The sequence below is a fragment of the Aquisalimonas asiatica genome, from assembly GCF_900110585.1.
GTDB classification, from domain to species: domain Bacteria; phylum Pseudomonadota; class Gammaproteobacteria; order Nitrococcales; family Aquisalimonadaceae; genus Aquisalimonas; species Aquisalimonas asiatica.
In genome coordinates this window covers 45,235-66,710 of the sequence record NZ_FOEG01000006.1, presented here as the reverse complement: position 1 = coordinate 66,710, position 21,476 = coordinate 45,235, and the positions used below count along the sequence as shown (strand labels likewise).

At 66.2% G+C, this 21,476-nt stretch carries 20 protein-coding genes; 17 read left to right on the top strand and 3 right to left on the bottom strand.

What is annotated here, in order from left to right; translation table 11 throughout:
* Position 1: 1 nt before the first annotated feature.
* The 13 genes from BMZ02_RS13245 (at position 2) to glmS (ending at position 12,311) form a co-directional block, all read left to right on the top strand.
* The gene (locus BMZ02_RS13245) at positions 2–865 is read left to right on the top strand and encodes a ParB/RepB/Spo0J family partition protein (protein ID WP_091644761.1); all 864 of its coding nucleotides are present in this window, start codon (positions 2–4) and stop codon (positions 863–865) included.
* 203 nt (positions 866–1,068) lie between these two features.
* Complete coding sequence (locus tag BMZ02_RS13240; RefSeq protein ID WP_091644760.1) at positions 1,069–1,431, top strand: ATP synthase subunit I; 363 nt, start codon at positions 1,069–1,071, stop codon at positions 1,429–1,431.
* Positions 1,432–1,448: 17 nt separating this feature from the next.
* Positions 1,449–2,273, top strand: a complete 825-nt coding sequence (gene atpB / locus BMZ02_RS13235) for a F0F1 ATP synthase subunit A (protein WP_091644758.1) — start codon at positions 1,449–1,451, stop codon at positions 2,271–2,273.
* A 51-nt stretch (positions 2,274–2,324) separates the two neighbouring features.
* Complete coding sequence (gene atpE / locus BMZ02_RS13230; protein ID WP_091644757.1) at positions 2,325–2,612, top strand: F0F1 ATP synthase subunit C; 288 nt, start codon at positions 2,325–2,327, stop codon at positions 2,610–2,612.
* A gap of 46 nt (positions 2,613–2,658) precedes the next feature.
* Positions 2,659–3,129: a F0F1 ATP synthase subunit B gene (locus BMZ02_RS13225; RefSeq protein ID WP_091644755.1), complete on the top strand. Its 471-nt coding sequence runs from the start codon at positions 2,659–2,661 to the stop codon at positions 3,127–3,129.
* Between the two features lie 10 nt (positions 3,130–3,139).
* Positions 3,140–3,679: a F0F1 ATP synthase subunit delta gene (locus BMZ02_RS13220; protein WP_091644754.1), complete on the top strand. Its 540-nt coding sequence runs from the start codon at positions 3,140–3,142 to the stop codon at positions 3,677–3,679.
* A gap of 13 nt (positions 3,680–3,692) precedes the next feature.
* On the top strand, positions 3,693–5,234 hold the full coding sequence (gene atpA, locus BMZ02_RS13215) for a F0F1 ATP synthase subunit alpha (protein WP_091644752.1): 1,542 nt from the start codon (positions 3,693–3,695) through the stop codon (positions 5,232–5,234).
* Positions 5,235–5,252: 18 nt separating this feature from the next.
* Positions 5,253–6,122: a F0F1 ATP synthase subunit gamma gene (gene atpG / locus BMZ02_RS13210; protein WP_091644751.1), complete on the top strand. Its 870-nt coding sequence runs from the start codon at positions 5,253–5,255 to the stop codon at positions 6,120–6,122.
* Between the two features lie 77 nt (positions 6,123–6,199).
* A complete protein-coding gene (atpD, locus tag BMZ02_RS13205) occupies positions 6,200–7,576 on the top strand; it encodes a F0F1 ATP synthase subunit beta (RefSeq protein WP_091644749.1) in 1,377 nt (458 codons plus the stop codon).
* 21 nt (positions 7,577–7,597) lie between these two features.
* A complete protein-coding gene (locus BMZ02_RS13200) occupies positions 7,598–8,023 on the top strand; it encodes a F0F1 ATP synthase subunit epsilon (protein ID WP_091644747.1) in 426 nt (141 codons plus the stop codon).
* Positions 8,024–8,124: 101 nt separating this feature from the next.
* Positions 8,125–9,495, top strand: a complete 1,371-nt coding sequence (gene glmU, locus BMZ02_RS13195) for a bifunctional UDP-N-acetylglucosamine diphosphorylase/glucosamine-1-phosphate N-acetyltransferase GlmU (protein WP_091644745.1) — start codon at positions 8,125–8,127, stop codon at positions 9,493–9,495.
* A gap of 123 nt (positions 9,496–9,618) precedes the next feature.
* Positions 9,619–10,461: a universal stress protein gene (locus tag BMZ02_RS13190; protein WP_091644743.1), complete on the top strand. Its 843-nt coding sequence runs from the start codon at positions 9,619–9,621 to the stop codon at positions 10,459–10,461.
* Between the two features lie 17 nt (positions 10,462–10,478).
* Positions 10,479–12,311: a glutamine--fructose-6-phosphate transaminase (isomerizing) gene (gene glmS / locus BMZ02_RS13185; RefSeq protein WP_091644741.1), complete on the top strand. Its 1,833-nt coding sequence runs from the start codon at positions 10,479–10,481 to the stop codon at positions 12,309–12,311.
* An 8-nt stretch (positions 12,312–12,319) separates the two neighbouring features.
* On the opposite strand, the gene BMZ02_RS13180 is transcribed toward glmS, so the two are convergent.
* Positions 12,320–12,733 carry a response regulator gene (locus BMZ02_RS13180; protein WP_091644738.1) on the bottom strand — a complete coding sequence of 138 codons (414 nt, stop codon included), beginning with the start codon at positions 12,731–12,733 and terminating at the stop codon, positions 12,320–12,322.
* A 170-nt stretch (positions 12,734–12,903) separates the two neighbouring features.
* Here BMZ02_RS13180 and BMZ02_RS13175 point away from each other — a divergent pair, with 170 nt between their 5' ends.
* On the top strand, positions 12,904–13,821 hold the full coding sequence (locus tag BMZ02_RS13175) for a LysR substrate-binding domain-containing protein (RefSeq protein WP_091644735.1): 918 nt from the start codon (positions 12,904–12,906) through the stop codon (positions 13,819–13,821).
* 40 nt (positions 13,822–13,861) lie between these two features.
* Entirely contained in the window at positions 13,862–16,033 is a 2,172-nt protein-coding gene (gene uvrD / locus BMZ02_RS13170; protein WP_091644731.1) for a DNA helicase II, read from the top strand.
* Between the two features lie 27 nt (positions 16,034–16,060).
* On the opposite strand, the gene BMZ02_RS13165 is transcribed toward uvrD, so the two are convergent.
* Positions 16,061–16,780, bottom strand: a complete 720-nt coding sequence (locus tag BMZ02_RS13165) for an LOG family protein (protein WP_091644728.1) — start codon at positions 16,778–16,780, stop codon at positions 16,061–16,063.
* A 169-nt stretch (positions 16,781–16,949) separates the two neighbouring features.
* Here BMZ02_RS13165 and BMZ02_RS13160 point away from each other — a divergent pair, with 169 nt between their 5' ends.
* Entirely contained in the window at positions 16,950–17,699 is a 750-nt protein-coding gene (locus BMZ02_RS13160) for a TIGR04219 family outer membrane beta-barrel protein (RefSeq protein WP_171909926.1), read from the top strand.
* 14 nt (positions 17,700–17,713) lie between these two features.
* Positions 17,714–20,416: a DNA polymerase I gene (gene polA, locus BMZ02_RS13155; RefSeq protein ID WP_091644721.1), complete on the top strand. Its 2,703-nt coding sequence runs from the start codon at positions 17,714–17,716 to the stop codon at positions 20,414–20,416.
* Positions 20,417–20,631: 215 nt separating this feature from the next.
* Here polA and yihA read toward each other — a convergent pair whose 3' ends face one another.
* Positions 20,632–21,237 carry a ribosome biogenesis GTP-binding protein YihA/YsxC gene (yihA, locus tag BMZ02_RS13150; RefSeq protein ID WP_091644719.1) on the bottom strand — a complete coding sequence of 202 codons (606 nt, stop codon included), beginning with the start codon at positions 21,235–21,237 and terminating at the stop codon, positions 20,632–20,634.
* Positions 21,238–21,476: the final 239 nt, after the last annotated feature.

Genomic DNA, 21,476 nt, shown 5'->3' with positions numbered 1-21,476 from the left:
GATGAGCGCGAAGAAACGAGGACTGGGACGCGGTCTGGACGCGTTGCTGGGGGCAACCGACGAGATCGACGGCGACGACCAGGGCGATCTGCGTCGCCTGCCCGTGGAGTGGCTGGAGCGGGGCAGATATCAGCCCCGCCGGGAGATGGACCCGACCGCCCTGCAGGAGCTGGCGGACTCCATCAGCGCCCAGGGGGTCATCCAGCCCCTGGTGGTCCGGCCCATCGACGAGGACGACCGCTTCGAGATCATCGCCGGGGAACGGCGTTGGCGGGCGGCCCAGCTGGCCGGTCTCGCCGAGGTGCCGGCGATCGTGCGGGAAATCCCCGACGAAGTCGCCGTCGCCGTGGCCCTGATCGAGAACATCCAGCGCGAGGACCTCAATCCGCTGGAGGAAGCGGTGGCCCTGCGCCGTCTGGTGGACGAATTCGGCATGACCCACCAGGCCGTTTCGGAAGCGGTGGGCCGGTCGCGGGCATCGGTGAGCAATCTGCTGCGTCTCCTGGACCTCAGCCCCGAAGTCCGCGAACGGATCCAGCGTGGCGAGCTGGAAATGGGCCATGCGCGTGCCCTCGCCGCTCTGCCGACCGCGGAGCAGAACGCCATCGCCGCCCGCATCGTCGCCAAGGGCCTGTCCGTGCGGGCCACCGAGGCGTTGGTGCGCAAGGCTCTCGAGCAGAACAAGCAGGAGACGCCCCAGCGCACCCAGGCCCTGGATCCGGACATCCGCCGCCTTCAGGATGACCTGGCCGATCGCCTCGGCGCCAGCGTGTCCATCCAGCAGGGGCGCCAGGGCAAAGGCAAACTGGTGATCCAGTACGGCAGTCTCGACGAACTGGACGGCATCATCGAGCGCATCCGCTGACCCCGCCGGTGACAGCGTTGACCCCCCGGGGGGGAGTCATTATACTCCGCGGCTCAATGTGACACCGCGCGGCCAGGCACAAGGCGAAGCGCGGTGCTGACAAAACCGTATCGTGATGGCACAGCGAATGGCGTCCGGACCGATTACCCACCGGCAGCCCGCCTGCTGCATGACCAGGCGAAGCGCCCCCGGCCCGGTGCGCCATGAGCGCTAGACATGCCGCCCGCACCGTAATCATCGGGCAAGGCGTGGTGACTCTGATCAGCGGCGCCGTCTGGGGCATCCTCCAGGGCGGTCAAGCAGGGATGGCTGCGCTCGCTGGAGGTGTTGTGGCCATACTTCCGGCCCTCTACCTCGCGGTCAAAGTGTTTTCGGTGCCGGCGGATGCTGAACCAAAGCGGATCGTCGGCGCGTTTTATCGGGGGGAAGTGCTCAAGTTCGGCCTGACCGTGGTGCTGTTCGCCATCGCACTGCAGGTGTTTGCTTCGGCTTTTGCTCCCCTGATTACGACCTACATTCTGGCCATACTCGTTTACTGGCTCGCGCTGAGAGCCGGCGCGGGCTGAACAGCGGTGAACTAACGATGAGCGATAATTCTTCGGGCGTCACGGGCTATATCGAGCACCACCTTACGCACTGGCAGGTCGGCGAAGGGTTCTGGACACTGCATCTCGACAGCCTTCTCGTGTCCATTCTGCTCGGAGGTCTCTTCCTGCTTGTCTTTGGCATGGTCTCCCGCCGCGCGACCGCCGGCGTTCCGGGGCCGCTACAGAATTTCGTGGAGATGATGGTCGAGTTCATCGACGGCATCAGCAAGGACACCTTCCACGGCAAGAACTCCCTCGTCGCACCCATGGCCCTGACCATCTTCGTCTGGGTCTTTCTCATGAACTTCATGGACCTCATTCCCATCGACCTGGTCCCCGACACCATGGGTGCACTTGGCTGGGACTACTTCAAGGTCCTGCCCGTGGTGAACCTGAACATCACCTTCGGCCTGTCGCTGTCGGTGCTGGCGCTGATCATCGGCTTCAGCCTGTACTACAAGGGCATCGGCGGTTTCATCAAGGAGCTGCTGTTCCACCCGTTCGGCCCGTGGCTGATGCCGTTCAACCTGGTGCTGAACATCGTCGAGCTGCTGGCCAAGCCGATCTCCCTCTCGCTGCGGTTGTTCGGCAACCTTTACGCGGCGGAGCTGATCTTCATCCTGATCGCGACGCTGACCCTCGGCTTCGGTACGGCCTGGGGTGAGATGCTCACCAGTGTCAGTGGTCTCATGCTGTTCGCCGGGCAGACCATTCTTGCGTCGATCTGGGCCATCTTCCACATCCTGGTGGTTCCGCTGCAGGCGTTCATCTTCATGATGCTCAGTGTCGTCTATCTCAGCATGGCGGCCGAGGATCACTAAGCGTTCACCGATTTCACTTTACGTATCTGTCATACGACTCGGAGGTAGACAATGGAACTCGCAGAACTCATTGCCGACGTGCAGGGCATGACCGTCATCGCCGTCGCCATCATCCTCTCCGCCGGCGCCCTCGGCACCGCCCTCGGCTTCGCCATCATGGGTGGCAAGTTCCTCGAGAGCATTGCCCGGCAGCCCGAGCTCGCCGCCATGCTGCAGGGCCGCATGTTCCTGCTGGCCGGTCTGCTCGATGCCATCTCCATGATCGGCGTGGGCCTGTCCCTGTTCTTCATCTTCGCCAACCCGTTCGTCGGTGCTATTGAAGCCGCGGCTGGCGCGTAACGCTGGTTGCGTCTAATTCATAGGTACACGCACGGGAGGTGATGGCATGGATATCAATGCCACGCTCTTAGGCCAGATGATCGCCTTCGGGGTGTTCGTCTGGGTCACGATGAAGTTCGTCTGGCCGAATCTCGCCACGGCCATGAAGGAGCGGCAGGAAAAGATCAACGATGGTCTTGCCGCATCCGAACGTGGTCGCGAAGAGCTCGAAAAGGCCGAAGCCAAGCAGGCGGAAATCCTGAAGGAAGCCCGTCAGCAGGCCAGTGACATCCTTGAGCAGGCCAACAAGCGCTCCAGCGAGATCATCGAGGAAGCGCGCGAGACGGCCCGCAACGAGGGTGAGCGTCAGCTGGCCCAGGCCCAGGCGCAGATCGAGCAGGAGATCAACCAGGCCAAGACCGAACTCCGGGATCAGGTTGTGACCCTGGCCGTCACTGGCGCCAGCCGCGTGCTGGAGCGCGAGGTGGATGCCAAGGCCCACAACGACCTGCTCCAGGACCTGGCGAAACAGCTCTGAGGCGATATCGATGGCTGCCGACTTCAACACCATCGCACGGCCCTATGCCCAAGCGGTGTTCAAGCTCGCCCGAGACAAGGGTGAGCTCGCCAAGTGGTCCGATACCCTCGGGCTGCTTGCCGCCGTGGCCAGTGATGAACGGGTTCACCCGTTGCTGGCCAGTCCCCGGCTGTCGCCCGACCAGGCGAACGCCCTGATTCGGGACATCTGCGGTGAACACCTGGATGGCTCCGGGCAGAATCTCGTGCGTCTGCTTGCGGAAAAGGGCCGGCTCATTGCGCTGCCCGCGCTCGCGGAACAGTACGAGGCGCTGCGCGCCGAGGAAGAGGGGACGCTGGAGGCGACCATCGTCTCGGCACAGCCTGTGGACGACAAGCTCCAGGCCGAGCTGGAGGCCTCCCTGGGCAAGCGCCTCAAGCGGAAAGTTCACCTCACCAGCGAGATCGACGACCGCCTCATGGGCGGCGCGATCATTCGGGCAGGGGATCTGGTAATCGATGGTTCGGTGCGCGGCCGCCTGACACGCCTGGCGACGGCCCTGAACCGGTAAGGGGATAACTCCTATGCAACTCAAAGCTTCGGAAATCAGCGATCTCATCAAGCAGCGCATCGAGAACTTCGATGCCGTCGCCGAAGCCCGGAATGAAGGCACCGCCGTCTCCGTGCAGGACGGTATCGTGCGTGTCGCGGGGCTGGCTGACGTCATGCAGGGCGAAATGCTCGAGTTCCCGAACGAAACCTACGGCATGGCGCTCAACCTCGAGCGGGACTCCGTGGGTGTCGTCATCCTGGGCGACTACCGCCACATCTCGGAAGGCGATCCGGTCAAGTGCACCGGCCGCATTCTGGAAGTGCCGGTGGGCGACGCCCTGAAGGGCCGAGTGGTCGACCCGCTGGGCAACCCGATTGACGGCAAGGGGCCGGTGGAAACCACCCAGAGCGAGCCCATCGAGAAGGTCGCTCCCGGCGTCATCGCGCGCCAGAGTGTCGACCAGCCCGTGCAGACCGGCCTCAAGGCGATCGACGCCATGGTGCCCATCGGCCGTGGCCAGCGTGAGCTGATCATCGGTGACCGTCAGACCGGCAAGACCGCCGTCGCCGTCGACGCCATCATCAACCAGAAGGGCACGGGCGTTACCTGCATCTACGTCGCGATCGGACAGAAGAACTCGTCCATCGCCAGCGTGGTCCGCAAGCTGGAAGAGCACGGCGCGATGGAACACACCATCATCGTTGCCGCCGCCGCGTCCCAGTCCGCCGCCCTGCAGTACATCGCGCCCTACGCCGGGTGCGCCATGGGCGAGTACTTCCGCGACAAGGGCGAGGACGCCCTGATCGTGTACGACGACCTCACCAAGCAGGCTTGGGCCTACCGCCAGGTGTCCCTGCTGCTGCGGCGCCCGCCGGGCCGCGAAGCCTATCCGGGTGACGTGTTCTACCTCCACTCCCGGTTGCTGGAGCGCGCCGCACGCGTCAATGCCGACTTCGTCGAGCAGCAGACCGGTGGCAAGGTGACCGGCAAGACCGGCTCGCTGACGGCGCTGCCCATCATCGAGACCCAGGCCGGTGACGTGTCCGCATTCGTGCCGACCAACGTGATCTCCATCACCGACGGGCAGATCTTCCTGGAGTCGGACCTCTTCAACTCGGGTGTGCGGCCGGCCATCAACGCCGGTATCTCCGTCTCCCGCGTGGGTGGTTCGGCGCAGACCAAGATCATCAAGAAGTTCGGTGGCGGCATTCGTCTGGCCCTGGCCCAGTACCGTGAGCTGGCGGCGTTTGCGCAGTTCGCGTCGGACCTTGATGAGGCCACCCGGCAGCAGCTGGAGCGTGGTCAGGTGGTCATGGAGCTGATGAAGCAGAAGCAGTACAGCCCGCTGCCCATCGCCGAGATGGCGCTGTCGCTGTACGCGGTCAACGAAGGCTACCTGGATGATCTGGATCTCAAGGAGATCGGTACCTTCGAGGCGGCGCTGCATGGACACATGCGCTCCAACTATCCCGATCTCTGCAAGACCATCAACGAGACCGGCGATTTCAACGACGAAATCGAGGGTCAGCTGAAGAAGCTGATCTCCGAATTCAAGTCGCAGGGTTCCTGGTAAGCCAAGCGAGGTCCGCCGATGTCCGGCGCTAAAGAGATACGTACCAAGATCAAGAGCGTGCAGAGCACGCAGAAGATCACCGGCGCGATGGAGATGGTCGCGGCGAGCAAGATGCGCTCCGCCCAGGGGCGCATGGAAGCGTCTCGGCCCTATGCCGAGAAGATCCGCAACGTCGTCAGCCATCTGGCCCATGCCCAGCCCGAGTACCGGCACCCGTTCATGGCGGAGCGGGAGGTCAAACGGGTGGGGTTCATCGTGGTCACGTCGGATCGCGGGCTCTGTGGCGGGCTGAACAGCAACCTGTTCCGCAAGCTCATTCCCGAGCTGCGCAAGTGCCAGGAGCGCAACGTCGAGGTGGACCTGTGCGCCATCGGCAACAAGGGCGCCCAGTTCCTGCGGCGTCTTAGCGGCAACCTGGTCGCCCAGGTGACCCATCTCGGTGACACGCCGCACATCGCCGATCTCATCGGGACCATCAAGGTCATGCTGGACGGTTTCCGCGACGGGGAGCTGGACCAGGTCTGCCTCGTCTACAACGAGTTCGTGAACACGATGACGCAGACGCCGCAGGTGGAAACCCTGCTGCCACTGCCCGCCCTGACGGATCCGGTACTGGACGAGCAGCCCTACAGCTGGGATTACATCTACGAGCCGGACGCGGAGCACGTTCTCGACGAGCTGCTGCAGCGCTACGTGGAGTCGATGGTTTACCAGGCCGTGGTGGAGAACATCGCCAGTGAACAGGCGGCGCGCATGGTTGCGATGAAGTCTGCCTCCGATAATGCCGAGAGCGTCATCGAGGACCTGCAGCTCGTCTACAACAAGGCGCGCCAGGCGGCCATTACCACGGAGCTCACGGAGATCGTCTCCGGCGCCGCGGCCGTCTAGGCCCGGCGGCGCGTCAGGAGGCCCGCGATCAGGATGCCCGTGCCGTTTTCAAGAATCGTTTTTAGAGGAACTGGGGTATGAGCTCAGGAAAAATTGTCCAGATCATCGGCGCCGTGGTGGATATCGAATTCCCCCGTGACGCCGTGCCCAATGTCTACGACGCCCTGACGGTCAACGAGGTTGACCTGGTGATGGAAGTCCAGCAGCAGACCGGTGACGGTGTGGTGCGCTGTATCGCCATGGGGAGCACCGACGGGCTCAAGCGCGGGCTGGAAGTCTCCAACACCGGCAAGGCGATCTCCGTGCCTGTCGGCAAGAAGACGCTGGGCCGCATCATGGACGTGCTGGGCCGGCCCATCGATGAAAAGGGCGACATCGGTAACGAGGAAAACTGGGGTATCCACCGCAGTGCGCCCGCCTACGACGAGCAGTCCGCCAGCGCGGAACTGCTGGAGACCGGCATCAAGGTCATCGACCTGATCTGCCCGTTCGCCAAGGGCGGCAAGGTTGGCCTGTTCGGCGGCGCCGGTGTCGGCAAGACCGTCAACATGATGGAGCTCATCCGCAACATCGCCATCGAGCACTCCGGTTACTCGGTGTTCGCCGGTGTCGGGGAGCGGACCCGTGAGGGTAACGACTTCTACCACGAGATGACCGAGTCCAACGTGCTGGACAAGGTTGCGCTGGTGTACGGGCAGATGAACGAACCGCCGGGCAACCGCCTGCGCGTGGCCCTGACCGGTCTGACCATGGCGGAGTACTTCCGTGATGAAGGCCGTGACGTGCTGCTGTTCATCGACAACATCTACCGTTACACCCTGGCCGGGCAGGAAGTCTCCGCGCTGCTCGGGCGCATGCCGTCCGCGGTGGGTTACCAGCCGACCCTGGCCGAGGAAATGGGTGTCCTGCAGGAGCGCATCACCTCCACCAAGACCGGTTCCATCACGTCGATCCAGGCCGTGTACGTGCCTGCTGACGACCTGACCGACCCGTCGCCGGCCACCACGTTTGCTCACCTGGACGCCACGGTCGTGCTGTCCCGTGACATCGCCTCGCTGGGTATCTACCCGGCGGTGGACCCGCTGGACTCCACCAGCCGCCAGCTGGATCCGCTGATCATCGGCGACGAGCACTACGACACCGCGCGCGCCGTGCAGGGGACCCTGCAGCGCTACAAGGAACTCAAGGACATCATCGCGATTCTCGGCATGGATGAGCTGTCGGAAGAGGACAAGCTCACCGTGTCCCGGGCGCGCAAGATCCAGCGGTTCCTGTCCCAGCCGTTCTTCGTTGCGGAGGTGTTTACCGGGTCGCCCGGCAAGTACGTCTCCCTCAAGGAGACCATTCGCGGCTTCAAGGGCATCGTCGACGGCGAGTACGACGAGCTGCCCGAGCAGGCCTTCTACATGGTCGGCACGATCGACGAAGCCGTCGAGAAGGCGAAGAACCTGTAAATCTGTCGCATAGGTGCCCTAATGGCCAATACCATGCAACTGGACATCGTCAGCGCGGAAGAAGCCGTGTTTGCCGGTGAGGTCGAGTTCCTGGCGGCGCGAGCCACCGAAGGGGAACTCGGCATCATGCCGCGGCACGCCCCGCTGATGGCACAGCTCCAGCCCGGTGAAGTCCGCGTGCGCATGCCCGGCGGCGATGAACAGTTCTTCTACGTCTCCGGCGGCATGCTGGAAATCCAGCCCCACGTTGTCACCATCCTCGCCGACACGGCAGTGCGGGCGAAGGATATCGACGAGGCGGAGGCGGAGCAGGCGAAGCGCCGCGCCGAGGAAGCGCTGCGCGACCGCAGTTCGGAAGTGGACTACGCACGCGCCCAGACCGAGCTTGCTGCAGCTGCCGCGCAGCTGCGGGCACTGCAGAGTCTGCGCCGCAAGCGGGGTAGCTGACCGCGACACCGTTCGTGGTCAACCGCGCCTTGTGACAGCCGCCGCCCCGACTGCCGGGAGCGGCGGCTTTTTTGTTGGAGCCCGTCCAGAGAGCTGCGCCCATGTCTGATCCACGCCCTCCTCTCCACGTCGTGATTCTTGCCGCCGGTCAGGGCAAGCGGATGCGCTCTGCCCTGCCGAAAGTGCTCCACCTTCTCGCCGGGCGTCCGTTGTTGCGCCACGTGGTGGATACCGCCAGGACCCTGGAGCCGGCGGCCATTCACGTGGTCCATGGTCATGGCGGAGAGCGCGTGCGCGAGGCCCTCGCCGACGCCGCCGTCAACTGGGTGGAGCAGGCCGAGCAGCTTGGCACCGGCCACGCCGTCCAGCAGGCCATGCCGGACATCGGCGACGACGCGACGGTCCTCGTGCTCTACGGCGATGTGCCCCTGGTCCGTGCCGAGACCATGGCCGACCTGGTGGCGGCGGTGGGCGACGGGCCCGCCGTGCTTACCGTCGATCTCCAGAATCCCGCCGGATACGGTCGCATCGTCAGGAATGCCGAGGGGTTCGTCGAGCGGATCGTGGAGCACAAGGATGCCGGGCTGGCGGAGCTCGCCCTGACGGAGACCAACACCGGGTTGATGGCCGCGCCGGCGGGTGCCCTGCGGGACTGGCTCGCGCGTTGCGACAACAGCAATGCCCAGGGCGAGTACTACCTCCCGGATTGCGTCGCCGCGGCACGGGCCGACGGGCGGCGGGTGGCCGCGACGCAGGCGTCCGACCCCGGAGAAGTGGCCGGTGTGAATGATCGCCTGCAACTGGAGGCGGCCGAGCGTATCTACCAGCGGCGGCAGGCCGACACCGCCCTGCGCGACGGGCTTGGCCTGGTGGACCGCAACCGCTTCGATCTTCGCGGTCACCTCCGGTTCGGCCAGGACTGCACCGTGGACGTAGGGGTGGTGATGGAAGGCGCCGTCACGCTTGGCGACAATGTCCGCATCGGTCCCTACGTCTGCCTTCGTGATGTCTCCATCGAGAGCGGTGCCGTGATCGAGGCCCACAGTATTCTCGAGGGCGCACACGTCGGTCGTGATGCCCGTGTCGGGCCATTCGCCCGCCTGCGTCCGGGGGCCGAGCTCGGAACCGGTGCGCGGGCCGGCAATTTCGTCGAGATCAAGAAGGCGGTGATCGGGCCGGGCAGCAAGGTCAATCACCTGAGCTACATCGGCGACGCCACGCTTGGCTGCGACGTGAACGTCGGGGCGGGCACCATTACCTGCAATTACGACGGCACCAACAAGCACCACACCACCATCGGCGACGGTGCGTTCATCGGTTCGGGCACCCAGCTGGTGGCGCCGGTATCAGTGGCGTCCGGTTCCGTTCTCGGCGCGGGCACGACCCTCACCCGGGATACCGAGGCGGACAGTCTCACCGTCACCCGCGCGCCGGCACGTAGCGTCTCCGGCTGGTCCCGGCGGCGCCGATGAGACCGCCGCTGTTGACGCGCCCGGAGACGGCCCCAATGATGGAGATAGCGATGGTGGTCCCCGCCGCCGCGACGCGGCGGGCCAGTTGCCCCGGAACACCCTGATTGCCAGAGGAGAGAGTCGATGTTCAAGCACGTTGTAGTCGCCGCCCATTTCGCATCCGCTTCATCGCGACTGCTGGAGGAGATGGACGAGCTTCGTCGGCTCGGTACCGAGGAGATCACGCTGGTCGACGTGCTCCTCTCCCATCACTCGGAGACCCAGGACGAAGTTCATCGCCAGGACGCGCATCGCCGGCTGGAAGAGGAGAAGTCCGTCCTCGAGGAGGCCGGACTCCACGTCAATGCCGAGCTGCGCACCGGCCAGCCTGCCCATGAACTGTCCACCATCGCCCGGGCGGCGCACGCGTCGCTGATTCTCGTGGGTTCGCGGGGCGAAGGCCATTTCCGGGAGTTCCTGCGCGGTTCCACCGTCCTGCAGCTGATCCGCAAGACCGCCACACCGACGCTGATCGAGCCGGTGGGTGGCGGGGCCCGTCGCGTGGGTGGCCGTGGTTTCCGTTCGCTGTTGCTGGGCACCGACTTTTCCGAATCCTGCTACGAGGCCGAGCGGCACGCCGCGGAGCTGGCAGCGTCGGCCGAGAAGATCGTGCTCTGCCATGTACTGGAAGATGACGTGGTGGACGCCATGGGCGAGAACGCCGCCCGGGCGGACGCGGAGAAGCGGCTCGCCGCGCTGGCCGACCAGTTCGCGAACCACAGGGATCGGCTCCTGACGCGCATCGAGTACGGAAACCCCTCGCGGGTCCTCGCCGATGTGGCCGAGGAGGAAGGCAGCACCATGATGATCATCGGCAAGCGCGGCCGCAGCCCGATCCGCGAGCTGATGCTGGGCAGCACGGCGCAGAACGTGGTGCGGCGTGCCACCCAGTCCGTGCTCATGGTGCCGCGCGCGTCGCTGATCTGATCTGAGGGAGCCAGACCATGTGTGGAATCGTCGGCGCGGTCGCCGAGCGCGAAGTCTCGCGCATTCTGCTCGAAGGACTGAAACGGCTGGAGTACCGGGGTTACGATTCCGCCGGGCTGGCGCTGATCGACGCGCGCGGGGCCATTGGCCGGCGGCGCGCCGTGGGCAAGGTGGCCGCCCTGGAGGAGGCCCTGGGCGCCGACCCGGTCCAGGGCACCACCGGGATCGCCCATACCCGCTGGGCGACCCACGGCCGGCCCACGGACGCCAACGCCCATCCGCACATGGCACTGGATCGGGTGGCCATCGTCCACAACGGCATCATCGAGAACTACGAAGCGCTGCGTAGCGAGCTGACAGGCCTCGGCTACGGTTTCGAGTCGGAGACCGATACCGAGGTGGTGGTCAACGAGGTGCACCGGCACGTGGCCGCAGGCCACGATCTCCTCGCGGCCGTGCGGGCGAGCGCGGCCCGGCTGGAAGGGGCATTTGCCCTCGGGGTGCTCAGTGCCGACGAACCGGACCGCCTGGTGGCTGCGCGACGGGGCAGCCCCCTGGTGATCGGGATCGGGATCGGCGAGCATTTCATCGCCTCTGACGTCTTCGCCCTGTTGCCGGTGACGCAGCGGTTCATCTTCCTCGAGGAGGGAGATATCGCCGATGTCCGCCGCGACAGTGTCCGCATCTACGACGCCGAGGGCCGGGAAGTGGAGCGGCCCGTGCGCGTCTCCGAGGTCTCCCCGGATGCCGTGGAACGCGGCGGCTACCGCCACTTCATGCTCAAGGAGATCCACGAGCAGCCGAACGCCCTGGCGGAAACCCTGGAGGGGCGGCTGTCCCGGGAGCGGGTGTTGCCCGAGATCTTCGGTCCCGACGCCACACCCATCTTCGACAGCGTGCGCCGTGTGCAGATCGTCGCCTGCGGCACCAGCTACCACGCCGGCCTGATCGGGCGGTACTGGTTCGAGGCGCTGGCCGGGCTGCCCTGTGACGTGGAAGTGGCCAGCGAATTCCGCTACCGCAAACACGTGGTGGCCGCCGATACCCTGTTCGTCACCATCTCCCAGTCAGGCGAGACCGCCGATACCCTGGCGGCGCTGCGGGAGGCGAAGCGGCTGGGCTACAGCGCGAGCCTGGCGATCTGCAACGTGCCGGAAAGCTCCCTGGTGCGCGAGTCGGATCTCACGCTCATGACGCGTGCGGGGCCGGAGATCGGGGTCGCATCCACCAAGGCGTTCACGACCCAGCTTGCCGGGCTGCTGCTGCTGGTCGCCGGCCTGGGCCGGCGCCATGCACTGGGCGCGGATGCGGAGCGTGAACTGGTCGCGGCCCTGTACGATCTGCCCGCCGCCGTGGAGCGCACCCTGGCACTGGAGCCGCGCATCGCCGAGCTGGCGGAGCGCTTCGTCGACAAGCGCCACAGTCTCTTCCTCGGGCGTGGGCCGCAGTATCCCGTGGCGCTGGAGGGGGCGCTGAAGCTCAAGGAGATCTCCTACATCCATGCGGAGGCCTACCCGTCCGGCGAACTCAAGCACGGTCCGCTGGCACTGGTGGACGCCGAGATGCCGGTGGTTGCCGTGGCGCCCAACGACGAGCTGCTCGAGAAGCTGAAATCCAACCTGCAGGAAGTCCAGGCGCGCGGGGGGGAGCTGCTGGTGTTCGCCGACGACGCGGTGCGCTTCTCCGAGCGCCCCGGCCTGATCGTCCTGCCCGTGCCGGCGGTGGCCGAGGTGGTGGCGCCCATCGTATTCACCGTGCCCCTGCAGCTGCTCGCCTACCACGTGGCGGTCCTGAAGGGCACCGACGTGGACAAGCCGCGGAACCTGGCGAAATCCGTCACCGTCGAGTGAGTGCCCGGTTACTTCGGACTGCCACCGATACGGTCGACCGCAACGCGCACCGCCTCGAGCAGCGCTTCGCTGTCCGGCGACTTGGTGACGAAGTGATCAACGCCACTGGCGTACGCCTCCGTCAGCGCGCCGGCCTCTTCTTTCCCGGAGAGGAGGATGATCGACGTGCGGTGGCCGCTGCCCGCGTCCTGCGCCCGCACCTCACGGGTGAGCCCCAGACCGTCCATCTCCGGCATCAGCCAGTCGGCCAGGAGAATGTCCGCCTGACGTTCGCCCAGCATCGCCAGGGCCTCGGCGGCGGAGCGCGCAATGCGTATGTCGGTGTAGCCCGTTGTCTCCAGCACCCGTCGCAGCATTTCAAGCGTGAACTTCGCGTCGTCCACGACCACGATGGAAACCGGCTCTATCCGGTCTGACGCCATGCCAACAGTCCTGTGTCGTCGTCACCGGCGGCGGGTGGTTTGATGATATTCGGCCCGGCCGCCCCCTTTTCCCGCGTATCATACTAACCTGTTCAAGCCATTTGTCAGGCCCCGGCCTGTCGCAACGCTCAAATCCGGTGCCCCGAACGCCGCCTACAAGGGAGGGCTGTATGAATCTGCGCGACCTCCGCTACCTGGTCGCCGTCGCCGACCACCGTCACTTCGGCCGGGCCGCAGAAGCCTGCCACGTCAGTCAGCCCACCCTCAGCGCCCAGCTGAAGAAGCTGGAGCAGTTCCTGGGTGTCCAGCTGGTGGAGCGCTCCAGCAAGCAGATCATGCTGACCGCCATCGGCGACGACGTGGCCCGCCGCGCACGGGGCATGCTCAACCTGGCCGATGACATCGTGGAGGTCGCCCGCGCTGCCAGCGACCCGTTCGCCGGTGACCTGCGCCTGGGCATCATCCCCACCGTAGCGCCCTACCTGCTCCCGTATCTGGCGCCCGCCTTCGAGCGCGAGTTGCCGCGCCTGCGGCCGTTGCTCCGCGAGGAGCAGACCGCCGCCTGCCTGGAGAAACTGCGCAACGGTGCCATCGACGTGGCCGTCATCGCGGTGCCCTTCGAGGGCGCGGACGCCTTCGCGCAGGTGGCGTTGTACGACGAGCCTTTTGTCCTGGCCGCACCCGCCGGCCACCCGCTCGCCGAGCGTAGCGCCATCACCCTGGAGGATCTGGCGGATGAGCGGGTGCTGCTGCTGGAGGAGGGGCACTGCCTGCGGGATCAGGCACTGAGCGTGTGCCAGACCGTGGGCGCCCGGGAGGCGCGGGAGTTCCGCGCCACCAGCCTGGAGACGCTGCGGCAGATGGCGGCCGCCGGCGCGGGCATCACCCTGCTGCCGCAGATGGCCGCTCTGGCGGATGCGAACCCGATGGGCAATGGTCGGCTGCTGCTGCGGCGTTTCAGCGCCCCGGAGCCGCGCCGCCAGGTGGCCATCCTCTGGCGCAAGGGCTCCGCCCGGGAGCCGACAGTGCGGGCGATCGCCGACGTCATCCGTGGGCTCCCGGAAGTACGCGCGCTCTGGGAACGGTAGTCACTGCTCTCCGGCGCCGCACTTGCTACACTGCGCCCCCATGGACGTCTCCGATATTCTCGACCCGTTGAACGATGCCCAGCGCGAGGCCGTGAGCGCGCCTCTGGGCCACAATCTCGTGCTGGCCGGCGCCGGCAGCGGCAAAACCCGCGTGCTGGTGCACCGCGCCGCCTGGCTGGGCCGCGTGGAGAACGCGTCCCCCTACAGCATCATGGCGGTTACCTTTACCAACAAGGCGGCGGCGGAAATGCGCGGGCGCATCGAAAGCCTGCTGGGCTACTCGGCCGCCGGCATGTGGACGGGCACCTTCCACGGCCTGTCCCACCGCCTGCTACGCCGCCACTGGCGTGAAGCGAAGCTCCCGGAAGCGTTCCAGATCCTGGACTCCGAAGACCAGCGCCGGTTGGTGAAGCGGGTCATGCGGTTGCTGGAGATCGACGAAAGCCGGTTCCCCGTGCGCCAGGTCCAGGGTTACATCAACGCCCGCAAGGATGACGGCCAGCGCCCCGGTGACATCGGCGAGGGCAACGATCCGCACACCGACCGCATGGTCCGGATTTACGCCGCCTACCAGGAGGCGTGCGAACGCACCGGCCAGGTGGACTTCGCCGAGCTGCTGCTGCGCAGCTTCGAGCTGCTGCGCGACAACCCGGGCATCCAGGGACATTACCGGGAGCAGCTGCGCCACGTGCTGGTGGACGAATTCCAGGACACCAACGGCATCCAGTACAGCTGGCTGCGCATGATCGCGGGCGAGCAGGCGGACCTGTTCATCGTGGGCGACGACGACCAGTCCATCTACGGCTGGCGCGGTGCCCGGGTGGAGAACATCCGCCAGCTGAGCCATGACTACCCCGGCACGCGGGTCATGCGCCTGGAGCAGAATTACCGCTCCACCGCGACCATTCTCAACGCCGCGAACACGCTCATCGCCCATAACAGCGGTCGCATGGGCAAGAACCTGTGGACCGATGGGGCCGATGGCGATCCGGTGGCTGTCTACGCGGCCTTCAACGAACTGGACGAGGCCCGCTACGTGGTGGAGCGCATCGCCTCGCTGCTGGACGACGGCTTCTCGCGGCGCGAGATGGCCATTCTCTACCGCTCCAATGCCCAGTCCCGCGTGTTCGAGGAAGCGCTGCTGGCGCGCGGCCTGCCCTACCGCGTCTACGGTGGTCTGCGCTTTTTCGAGCGCGCCGAGATCAAGGATGCGCTCGCCTACCTGCGGCTCATCGACAACCGCGACGACGACCCCTCCTTCGAACGGGTGGTGAACACGCCCACCCGGGGGATCGGCAGCAAGACCGTGGACACCATCCGCGAGCTGGGCCGTCGCCACGGCGTGAGCATGTGGGCGGCCGCCCGGGGCGCCATCGGTGATCGCAGCCTGCCCGGACGCGCGGCCACGGCGGTGACGAAGTTCCTGGCGCTGATCGACGCCCTGGCCGAGGAAGCCGGTGACCAGCCCCTGGCCGAGCGCATCGACGTGGTGATCCGCGGCTCCGGCCTGCGCGAGTTGTTCCAGAAGGACGGCAGCGACCGGGGCGAGTCGCGCCTGGAGAACCTGGACGAACTGGTCAGCGCCGCCCGGCATTTCGAGCAGGAGTGGGAAGGTGACGGCGACATGGCCGTGCTCACCGCCTTTCTCTCCCACGCGGCGCTGGAGGCCGGCGAGGGCCAGGCCGACGCCTGGGAAGACTGCGTGCAGCTCATGACCCTGCACTCCGCCAAGGGGCTGGAGTACCCGGTGGTCTTTCTCACGGGTCTGGAAGAGGGGCTGTTTCCGCACCGGATGTCCGCCGAGGATCCGGACCGGCTCGAGGAAGAGCGGCGGCTCTGCTACGTGGGGCTTACCCGCGCGCGCCAGCACGCCGTGCTCACCTGGGCCGAGAAACGGCGACTGCACGGCAAGGAGACCTTCGGTGCGCCTTCACGCTTTCTCAGCGAAATGCCCGAGGACTGCCTGCAGCACGTGCGCACGCGCATGACCGTCAGCCGGCCCCAGATGGCCGTGCGTTCCGGGCTGGACGAGCATGCCGGCGGTGACGCCACGGCGTTCAGCCTGGGGCAGCGGGTGCACCATCCGAAGTTCGGCGACGGTATCGTGCTGCAGTACGAAGGCCAGGGGCCCAGTGCCCGCGTGCAGGTGAACTTCACCGACGCCGGCACCAAGTGGCTGGTGGCGGCCTACGCCAAGCTGGAGAGTGCGTAGGGTGGACCTTCAGGTCCACCATCATGTCTAAAGATCCAGCAGAATCTCCCGCTCCCGCGCCGAGGGCTCGAAGCCGCGCTCCTCGTAGTGGTCGAAGATGGCATCCACCACCTGCTTCGGCTCCTCCACCACGTGAAACAGATCCATGTCCTCGGCGTTGATGGTGCCCTGGGCCACCAGCACGTCCTGAAACCACTGCACCAGCCCGCGCCAGAACTGCTCATTGACCAGGATGATGGGGATGCGCCGGGTCTTGCCCGTCTGCACCAGGGTGAGAATCTCCGCCAGCTCGTCCAGGGTGCCGAACCCTCCGGGCAGCACCACGTAGGCGGAGGCGTACTTCACGAACATCACCTTGCGCGAGAAGAAGTGGCGGAAGTTCAGGCTGATGTCCTGATACGGATTGCCCCCCTGCTCCATGGGCAGCTGGATGTTCAGGCCGATGCTGGGCGCCTTGCCGCGGTAGGCGCCCTTGTTGGCGGCCTCCATGATGCCCGGGCCGCCACCGCTGACCACCGAGAAACCCGCCTCCGAGAGCTGATACGCGGTCTCCTCCGCCAGCGCATACCAGGGGTGGTCCGGCGGCGTGCGTGCGGAGCCGAACAGGCTGACGGAGGGCTTGATCTGCGCCAGGCGCTCGAACCCCTCCACGAACTCCGCCATGACCTGGAAGATCTTCCAGGACTCCCGCGTCATCAGGGAATCATTGATCGGGGCGCGCCCCGCGAACTTGTCGGGTGTGATCATGCTGCTCCAGTGGCTTGCGCCGTTGTTGCGAATCGATGCGACGCGGTCGCGAACCGTGAGCCGTGCACGGCGAGGCCGCCGCCCCATTATGTAACATGGCGCCGCCTGTGTGGCATCCGGCGCGGTGTGGATGCCGGCAATCAACAAGAAACGCTCCATGGGAGGGCATATGCGAGTTGTGCAACAGGGTGTATTGGTAGCGGTGCTGATGGCGCTGCCCCTGTCCGCCAAGGCGGGCCTCACCGGCGCCAGCGTCGGCGTGGGCATCTGGAACCAGTCGCCCAGCGGCCACGTGCAGTCCGACGGCAATCGCGTGGACGTGGAAGATGACCTGGACATGGACTCCGAGCTGGGCTATTTCGTCTGGGCGGATCTGCGCCACCCGGTGCCCCTGTTGCCGCGGCTGAAGCTGCAGCACACGCCGGTGAACCTGGAGGGCGAGGGTGACAGTGAGTTTGAGTTCGCCGGCGAGACGTTCGCCAGCGATAACGAATCCGAGATCACCCTGGACCAGACCGACTTCATCATCTACTGGTCGCCCTGGAGCCTGTTCGTGGATCTGGACGTCGGCCTGAACGTCAAGTACATCGACGGCGAGGTGGAGGTCGAGGACAGCACCACAGGTGATCGCGAGCGCGTCGCCTTCGACGGCCCGCTGCCGCTGCTGTACGTGCGCACCGAGGCGCGCCTGCCCGGCACCGGCCTGTTCGGCGGCGGCGAGGTGAGCTATCTGAGCTTCGATGGCCATCGGATTGTGGATCTTGCTCTCCGCGCCGGGTACCGTACCGGCATCGGTCTCGCGTCCGTGGCCGTGGAAGGTGGCTGGAAACACCAGAACATCCGCCTGGACGACTTCGACGACATGGACGCCGACCTCACCATCGAAGGCCCTTACATGGGGGTCTCGGCACGCTTCTGAACGGATGAGGACCAATGGCAGAGCGCAGCGACGGGCAACCCCTGATTCTGGTGGACGGCTCCTCCTACCTGTTTCGGGCCTTCCACGCTCTGCCACCCCTGACCAACTCCGCGGGCGACCCCACCGGGGCCGTCTACGGGGTGGTCAACATGCTGCGCAAGCTGCTGACAGAGTACGAACCCACCCACATCGGCGTGGTGTTCGATGCGCCGGGGCGCACCTTCCGGGATGACCTCTTCGAGCAGTACAAGGCCAACCGCCCGGGCATGCCCGAGGATCTGCGCCCGCAGATCGAGCCCCTGAAGCAGATCGTCCGCGCCATGGGGCTGCCCCTGGTGGAGGTGGGCGGCGTCGAGGCGGACGACGTCATCGGCACCCTGGCCCGGCAGGCCGCCGCCGACGGCCGCGACGTGATCATCTCCACCGGTGACAAGGACATGGCCCAGCTCGTCACCGAGCGGGTGACCCTGCTCAACACCATGAGCGGCACGTCCCTGGACATGGACGGCGTGCGCGAGAAGTTCGGCGTGCCGCCGGAGCGCATCATCGACTACCTGGCCCTGGTGGGTGACACCTCCGACAACATCCCCGGCATCCCCAAGGTAGGGCCCAAGACCGCGGTGAAATGGCTGGACGCCTACGGCGATCTGGACGGCGTGGTGGCCAACGCCGATGCCATCAAGGGCAAGGTGGGTGAAAGCCTGCGCGAGCACCTGGACGACCTGCCCCTGTCGCGGGATCTGGCCACCATCCGCTGCGAACTGGATCTGGACCAGAGCCCGGACGACCTGCAGCGCGGTGAACCGGACACCGCCAGCCTGCGCGAACTCTACCGCCAGCAGGAGTTCTCCGGCTGGCTGTCCCAGCTCGGCGATGACGGCGGTGAGGCGGGCGACGCCGATGCGCCCGGCGGCGACTACAGCATGGTCACCGAGCAGGCGGAGTTCGACGCCTGGCTGGCGCGGCTGCGGGATGCCGGGCTGTTCGCCTTCGATCTGGAGACGGACAGCCTCAACTACATGGAAGCCAACATCGTCGGCCTGTCGTTCGCCATCGAGGCCGGTGAGGCGATTTACATCCCCGTGGCCCACGACGGCCCGGGCGCGCCCGAGCAGCTCGACCGCCAGCAGGTGCTGGACGCCCTCAAACCGCTGCTGGAAGACCCGGAGCACCCCAAGGTCGGCCAGAACCTGAAGTACGACATGAGCGTTCTGGCCCGCTACGGCATCGATCTGCAGGGTGTGCGCCACGACACCATGCTCCAGTCCTACGTGCTGGACTCCACCGCCACCCGCCACGACATGGACTCCCTGGCGCTCAAGTACCTGGGGCGCGGCACCACCAAGTACGAAGACGTGGCCGGCAAGGGAGCCAGGCAGATCACCTTCAACCAGGTGGGTGTGGACGAGGCCACGGACTACGCCTGCGAGGACGCCGACGTGACCCTGCAGCTCCACCAGACCCTGTGGCCGCGGGTGCAGGCCATTCCGTCGCTGCAGGCGGTCTACGAGGCAATCGAAGTGCCGCTGCTGCCGGTGCTCTCGCGCATGGAGCGCCACGGCGTGCTGGTGGACCGCGAGTTGCTGCGCACCCAGAGCACCGAGCTGGCGAAGAGCATGCAGCGGCTGGAACAGGCCGCTCACGACGCCGCCGGTGGCCCCTTCAACCTGAGTTCGCCCAAGCAGATCCAGGAGATCCTGTTCGAGCGCCAGGGGCTGCCGGTGCTGCAGAAGACCCCCAAGGGGCAGCCCTCCACCGCCGAGTCGGTGCTGCAGGAGCTGGCGGCGGACTACGAGCTGCCCAGGCTCATCATCGAGCACCGTGGCCTGTCCAAGCTCAAGTCCACCTATACCGACAAGCTGCCGCAGATGGTCAACCCGCACACCAACCGGGTGCACACCTCCTACCATCAGGCGGTGGCCGCCACCGGCCGGCTCTCCTCCAGCGATCCGAACCTGCAGAATATCCCGATACGTAGCGAGGAGGGGCGGCGCATCCGCAAGGCGTTCATTGCCGCGCCCGGTTACCGTTTGATGGCGGCGGACTACTCCCAGGTGGAGCTGCGCATCATGGCGCACCTCTCCGGCGACGAGACCCTCAAGCGCGCCTTTGCCGAGCGCCAGGACATCCACCGAGCCACCGCCGCGGAGGTCTTCGGCGCGAGCCCCGGGCAGGTGACCGACGAGCAGCGCCGCGCCGCCAAGGCGATCAACTTCGGCCTGATCTACGGCATGTCCGCCTGGGGGCTGGCGCGGCAGATCGGCGTGGAGCGCGGTGAGGCGCAGCAATACGTGGATCTCTATTTCGACCGCTTCCAGGGCGTGAAGGCGTACATGGACGGCACCCGCGCCCGGGCCCGGGAACAGGGCTTCGTGGAGACCGTCTACGGCCGCCGCCTGTATCTGCCCGAGATCAACGCCAGCAACCAGCAGCGGCGGCAGTACGCCGAGCGCACCGCCATCAACGCACCCATGCAGGGGACGGCGGCTGACATCATCAAGCGCGCCATGATCCGCGTGGATGAATGGCTGCGTGCCGACGAGCCGGATGTGCTCATGGTCATGCAGGTCCACGACGAACTGGTGTTCGAAGTCCCCGAGAGCGAGGTGGATGCGGTGGCGGCACGCGTGCGGGAGCTCATGGTCGACGCCGCCACCCTCGACGTGCCACTGGACGTGGACATCGGTGTGGGGCAGAACTGGGAGGAAGCGCACTGAATCCGCTGCAGCGGACAGGTTATGCTGATCAATGAAAGAAAAGGTCCCGGCTCTCGGGGGGAAAGACCGGGACCAACATGCGACTCTGGGGAGAGTCGCGTCAGCCCGCTCAGCATACAGGGGGGTGAGCGGGCGGCGCCGGGCACTGGCGCACTTTGTCAGACCATTTCATGTATCGGAAGTTCCCGTTTCATCGCGGAAATTCCGGGCCGGCATCAGTCCGGATCCGCCGCGAACCAGGCATCCAGAACATCCCGTGCCTCTTCCACGCCGGTGGCCCGCAGGGCCGAGAACAACTGCACCGAGGTGTCCGGGAACTCCTCCTCCAGTGCGCGCCGCACTGCCATGAGAGCGGACGCCGCCGCGCCGCGCTTGAGCTTGTCGGCCTTGTTCAGCAGCACGTGCACCGGCAGGCCGGCGTGATCGCACCAGGCGAGCATCTGGCGGTCGAAGTCCTTGAGCGGGTGGCGGATATCCATGATCAGCATCAGGCCGCGCAGCGCCTGCCGGCGATCCAGGTACTGCGGCAGCACCCGGTCCCAGTGGTGTTTGATGGCCGCCGGCACCTTGGCGTAACCGTAGCCGGGCAGATCGATGAGTGCCCGATCCTCGTCGACCGGGAAGATGTTGATGAGCTGCGTCCGCCCCGGCGTCTTGCTGATCCGGGCCAGGCGCTTCTGCCCGGTCAGCGCGTTCAGGGCGCTCGACTTGCCGGCATTGGAGCGTCCGGCGAAGGCCACCTCGAGCCCGGTATCCGGGGGCAGCTGTGAGAGCTCGTTGGCGCTCTTGAGGAACCGGGTCTGGGTGTAGCGGTCTGACATGGTGTGACCTTCTTCCGGATTTGCGGGATGACGGTTGGGGTATGCTACCCGTTGCACTGCCAGGGTATCCATCCACTACCATGGGGTGGGCTAAATTGACCGTGTCGGGGGTGGCTGGTATAACTTCGGGTCGTTTTGCTGACAGCGTCGGGTGCCGCAGACACGTCAGGGTGCCGTTCCCGTGAAGTGGCGGGCATCGGCCCGGCACCAGAGACTCTCATATCCAGAGATTCCGCTTC

Bases quoted from the DNA above. Each gene is read 5' to 3' on its own strand.
- BMZ02_RS13245 (WP_091644761.1), top strand. From the start codon at position 2: ATGAGCGCGAAGAAACGAGGACTGGGACGCGGTCTGGACGCGTTGCTG.
- BMZ02_RS13240 (WP_091644760.1), top strand. From the start codon at position 1,069: ATGAGCGCTAGACATGCCGCCCGCACCGTAATCATCGGGCAAGGCGTG.
- atpB (WP_091644758.1), top strand. From the start codon at position 1,449: ATGAGCGATAATTCTTCGGGCGTCACGGGCTATATCGAGCACCACCTT.
- atpE (WP_091644757.1), top strand. From the start codon at position 2,325: ATGGAACTCGCAGAACTCATTGCCGACGTGCAGGGCATGACCGTCATC.
- BMZ02_RS13225 (WP_091644755.1), top strand. From the start codon at position 2,659: ATGGATATCAATGCCACGCTCTTAGGCCAGATGATCGCCTTCGGGGTG.
- BMZ02_RS13220 (WP_091644754.1), top strand. From the start codon at position 3,140: ATGGCTGCCGACTTCAACACCATCGCACGGCCCTATGCCCAAGCGGTG.
- atpA (WP_091644752.1), top strand. From the start codon at position 3,693: ATGCAACTCAAAGCTTCGGAAATCAGCGATCTCATCAAGCAGCGCATC.
- atpG (WP_091644751.1), top strand. From the start codon at position 5,253: ATGTCCGGCGCTAAAGAGATACGTACCAAGATCAAGAGCGTGCAGAGC.
- atpD (WP_091644749.1), top strand. From the start codon at position 6,200: ATGAGCTCAGGAAAAATTGTCCAGATCATCGGCGCCGTGGTGGATATC.
- BMZ02_RS13200 (WP_091644747.1), top strand. From the start codon at position 7,598: ATGGCCAATACCATGCAACTGGACATCGTCAGCGCGGAAGAAGCCGTG.
- glmU (WP_091644745.1), top strand. From the start codon at position 8,125: ATGTCTGATCCACGCCCTCCTCTCCACGTCGTGATTCTTGCCGCCGGT.
- BMZ02_RS13190 (WP_091644743.1), top strand. From the start codon at position 9,619: ATGTTCAAGCACGTTGTAGTCGCCGCCCATTTCGCATCCGCTTCATCG.
- glmS (WP_091644741.1), top strand. From the start codon at position 10,479: ATGTGTGGAATCGTCGGCGCGGTCGCCGAGCGCGAAGTCTCGCGCATT.
- BMZ02_RS13180 (WP_091644738.1), bottom strand. From the start codon at position 12,733: ATGGCGTCAGACCGGATAGAGCCGGTTTCCATCGTGGTCGTGGACGAC.
- BMZ02_RS13175 (WP_091644735.1), top strand. From the start codon at position 12,904: ATGAATCTGCGCGACCTCCGCTACCTGGTCGCCGTCGCCGACCACCGT.
- uvrD (WP_091644731.1), top strand. From the start codon at position 13,862: ATGGACGTCTCCGATATTCTCGACCCGTTGAACGATGCCCAGCGCGAG.
- BMZ02_RS13165 (WP_091644728.1), bottom strand. From the start codon at position 16,780: ATGATCACACCCGACAAGTTCGCGGGGCGCGCCCCGATCAATGATTCC.
- BMZ02_RS13160 (WP_171909926.1), top strand. From the start codon at position 16,950: ATGCGAGTTGTGCAACAGGGTGTATTGGTAGCGGTGCTGATGGCGCTG.
- polA (WP_091644721.1), top strand. From the start codon at position 17,714: ATGGCAGAGCGCAGCGACGGGCAACCCCTGATTCTGGTGGACGGCTCC.
- yihA (WP_091644719.1), bottom strand. From the start codon at position 21,237: ATGTCAGACCGCTACACCCAGACCCGGTTCCTCAAGAGCGCCAACGAG.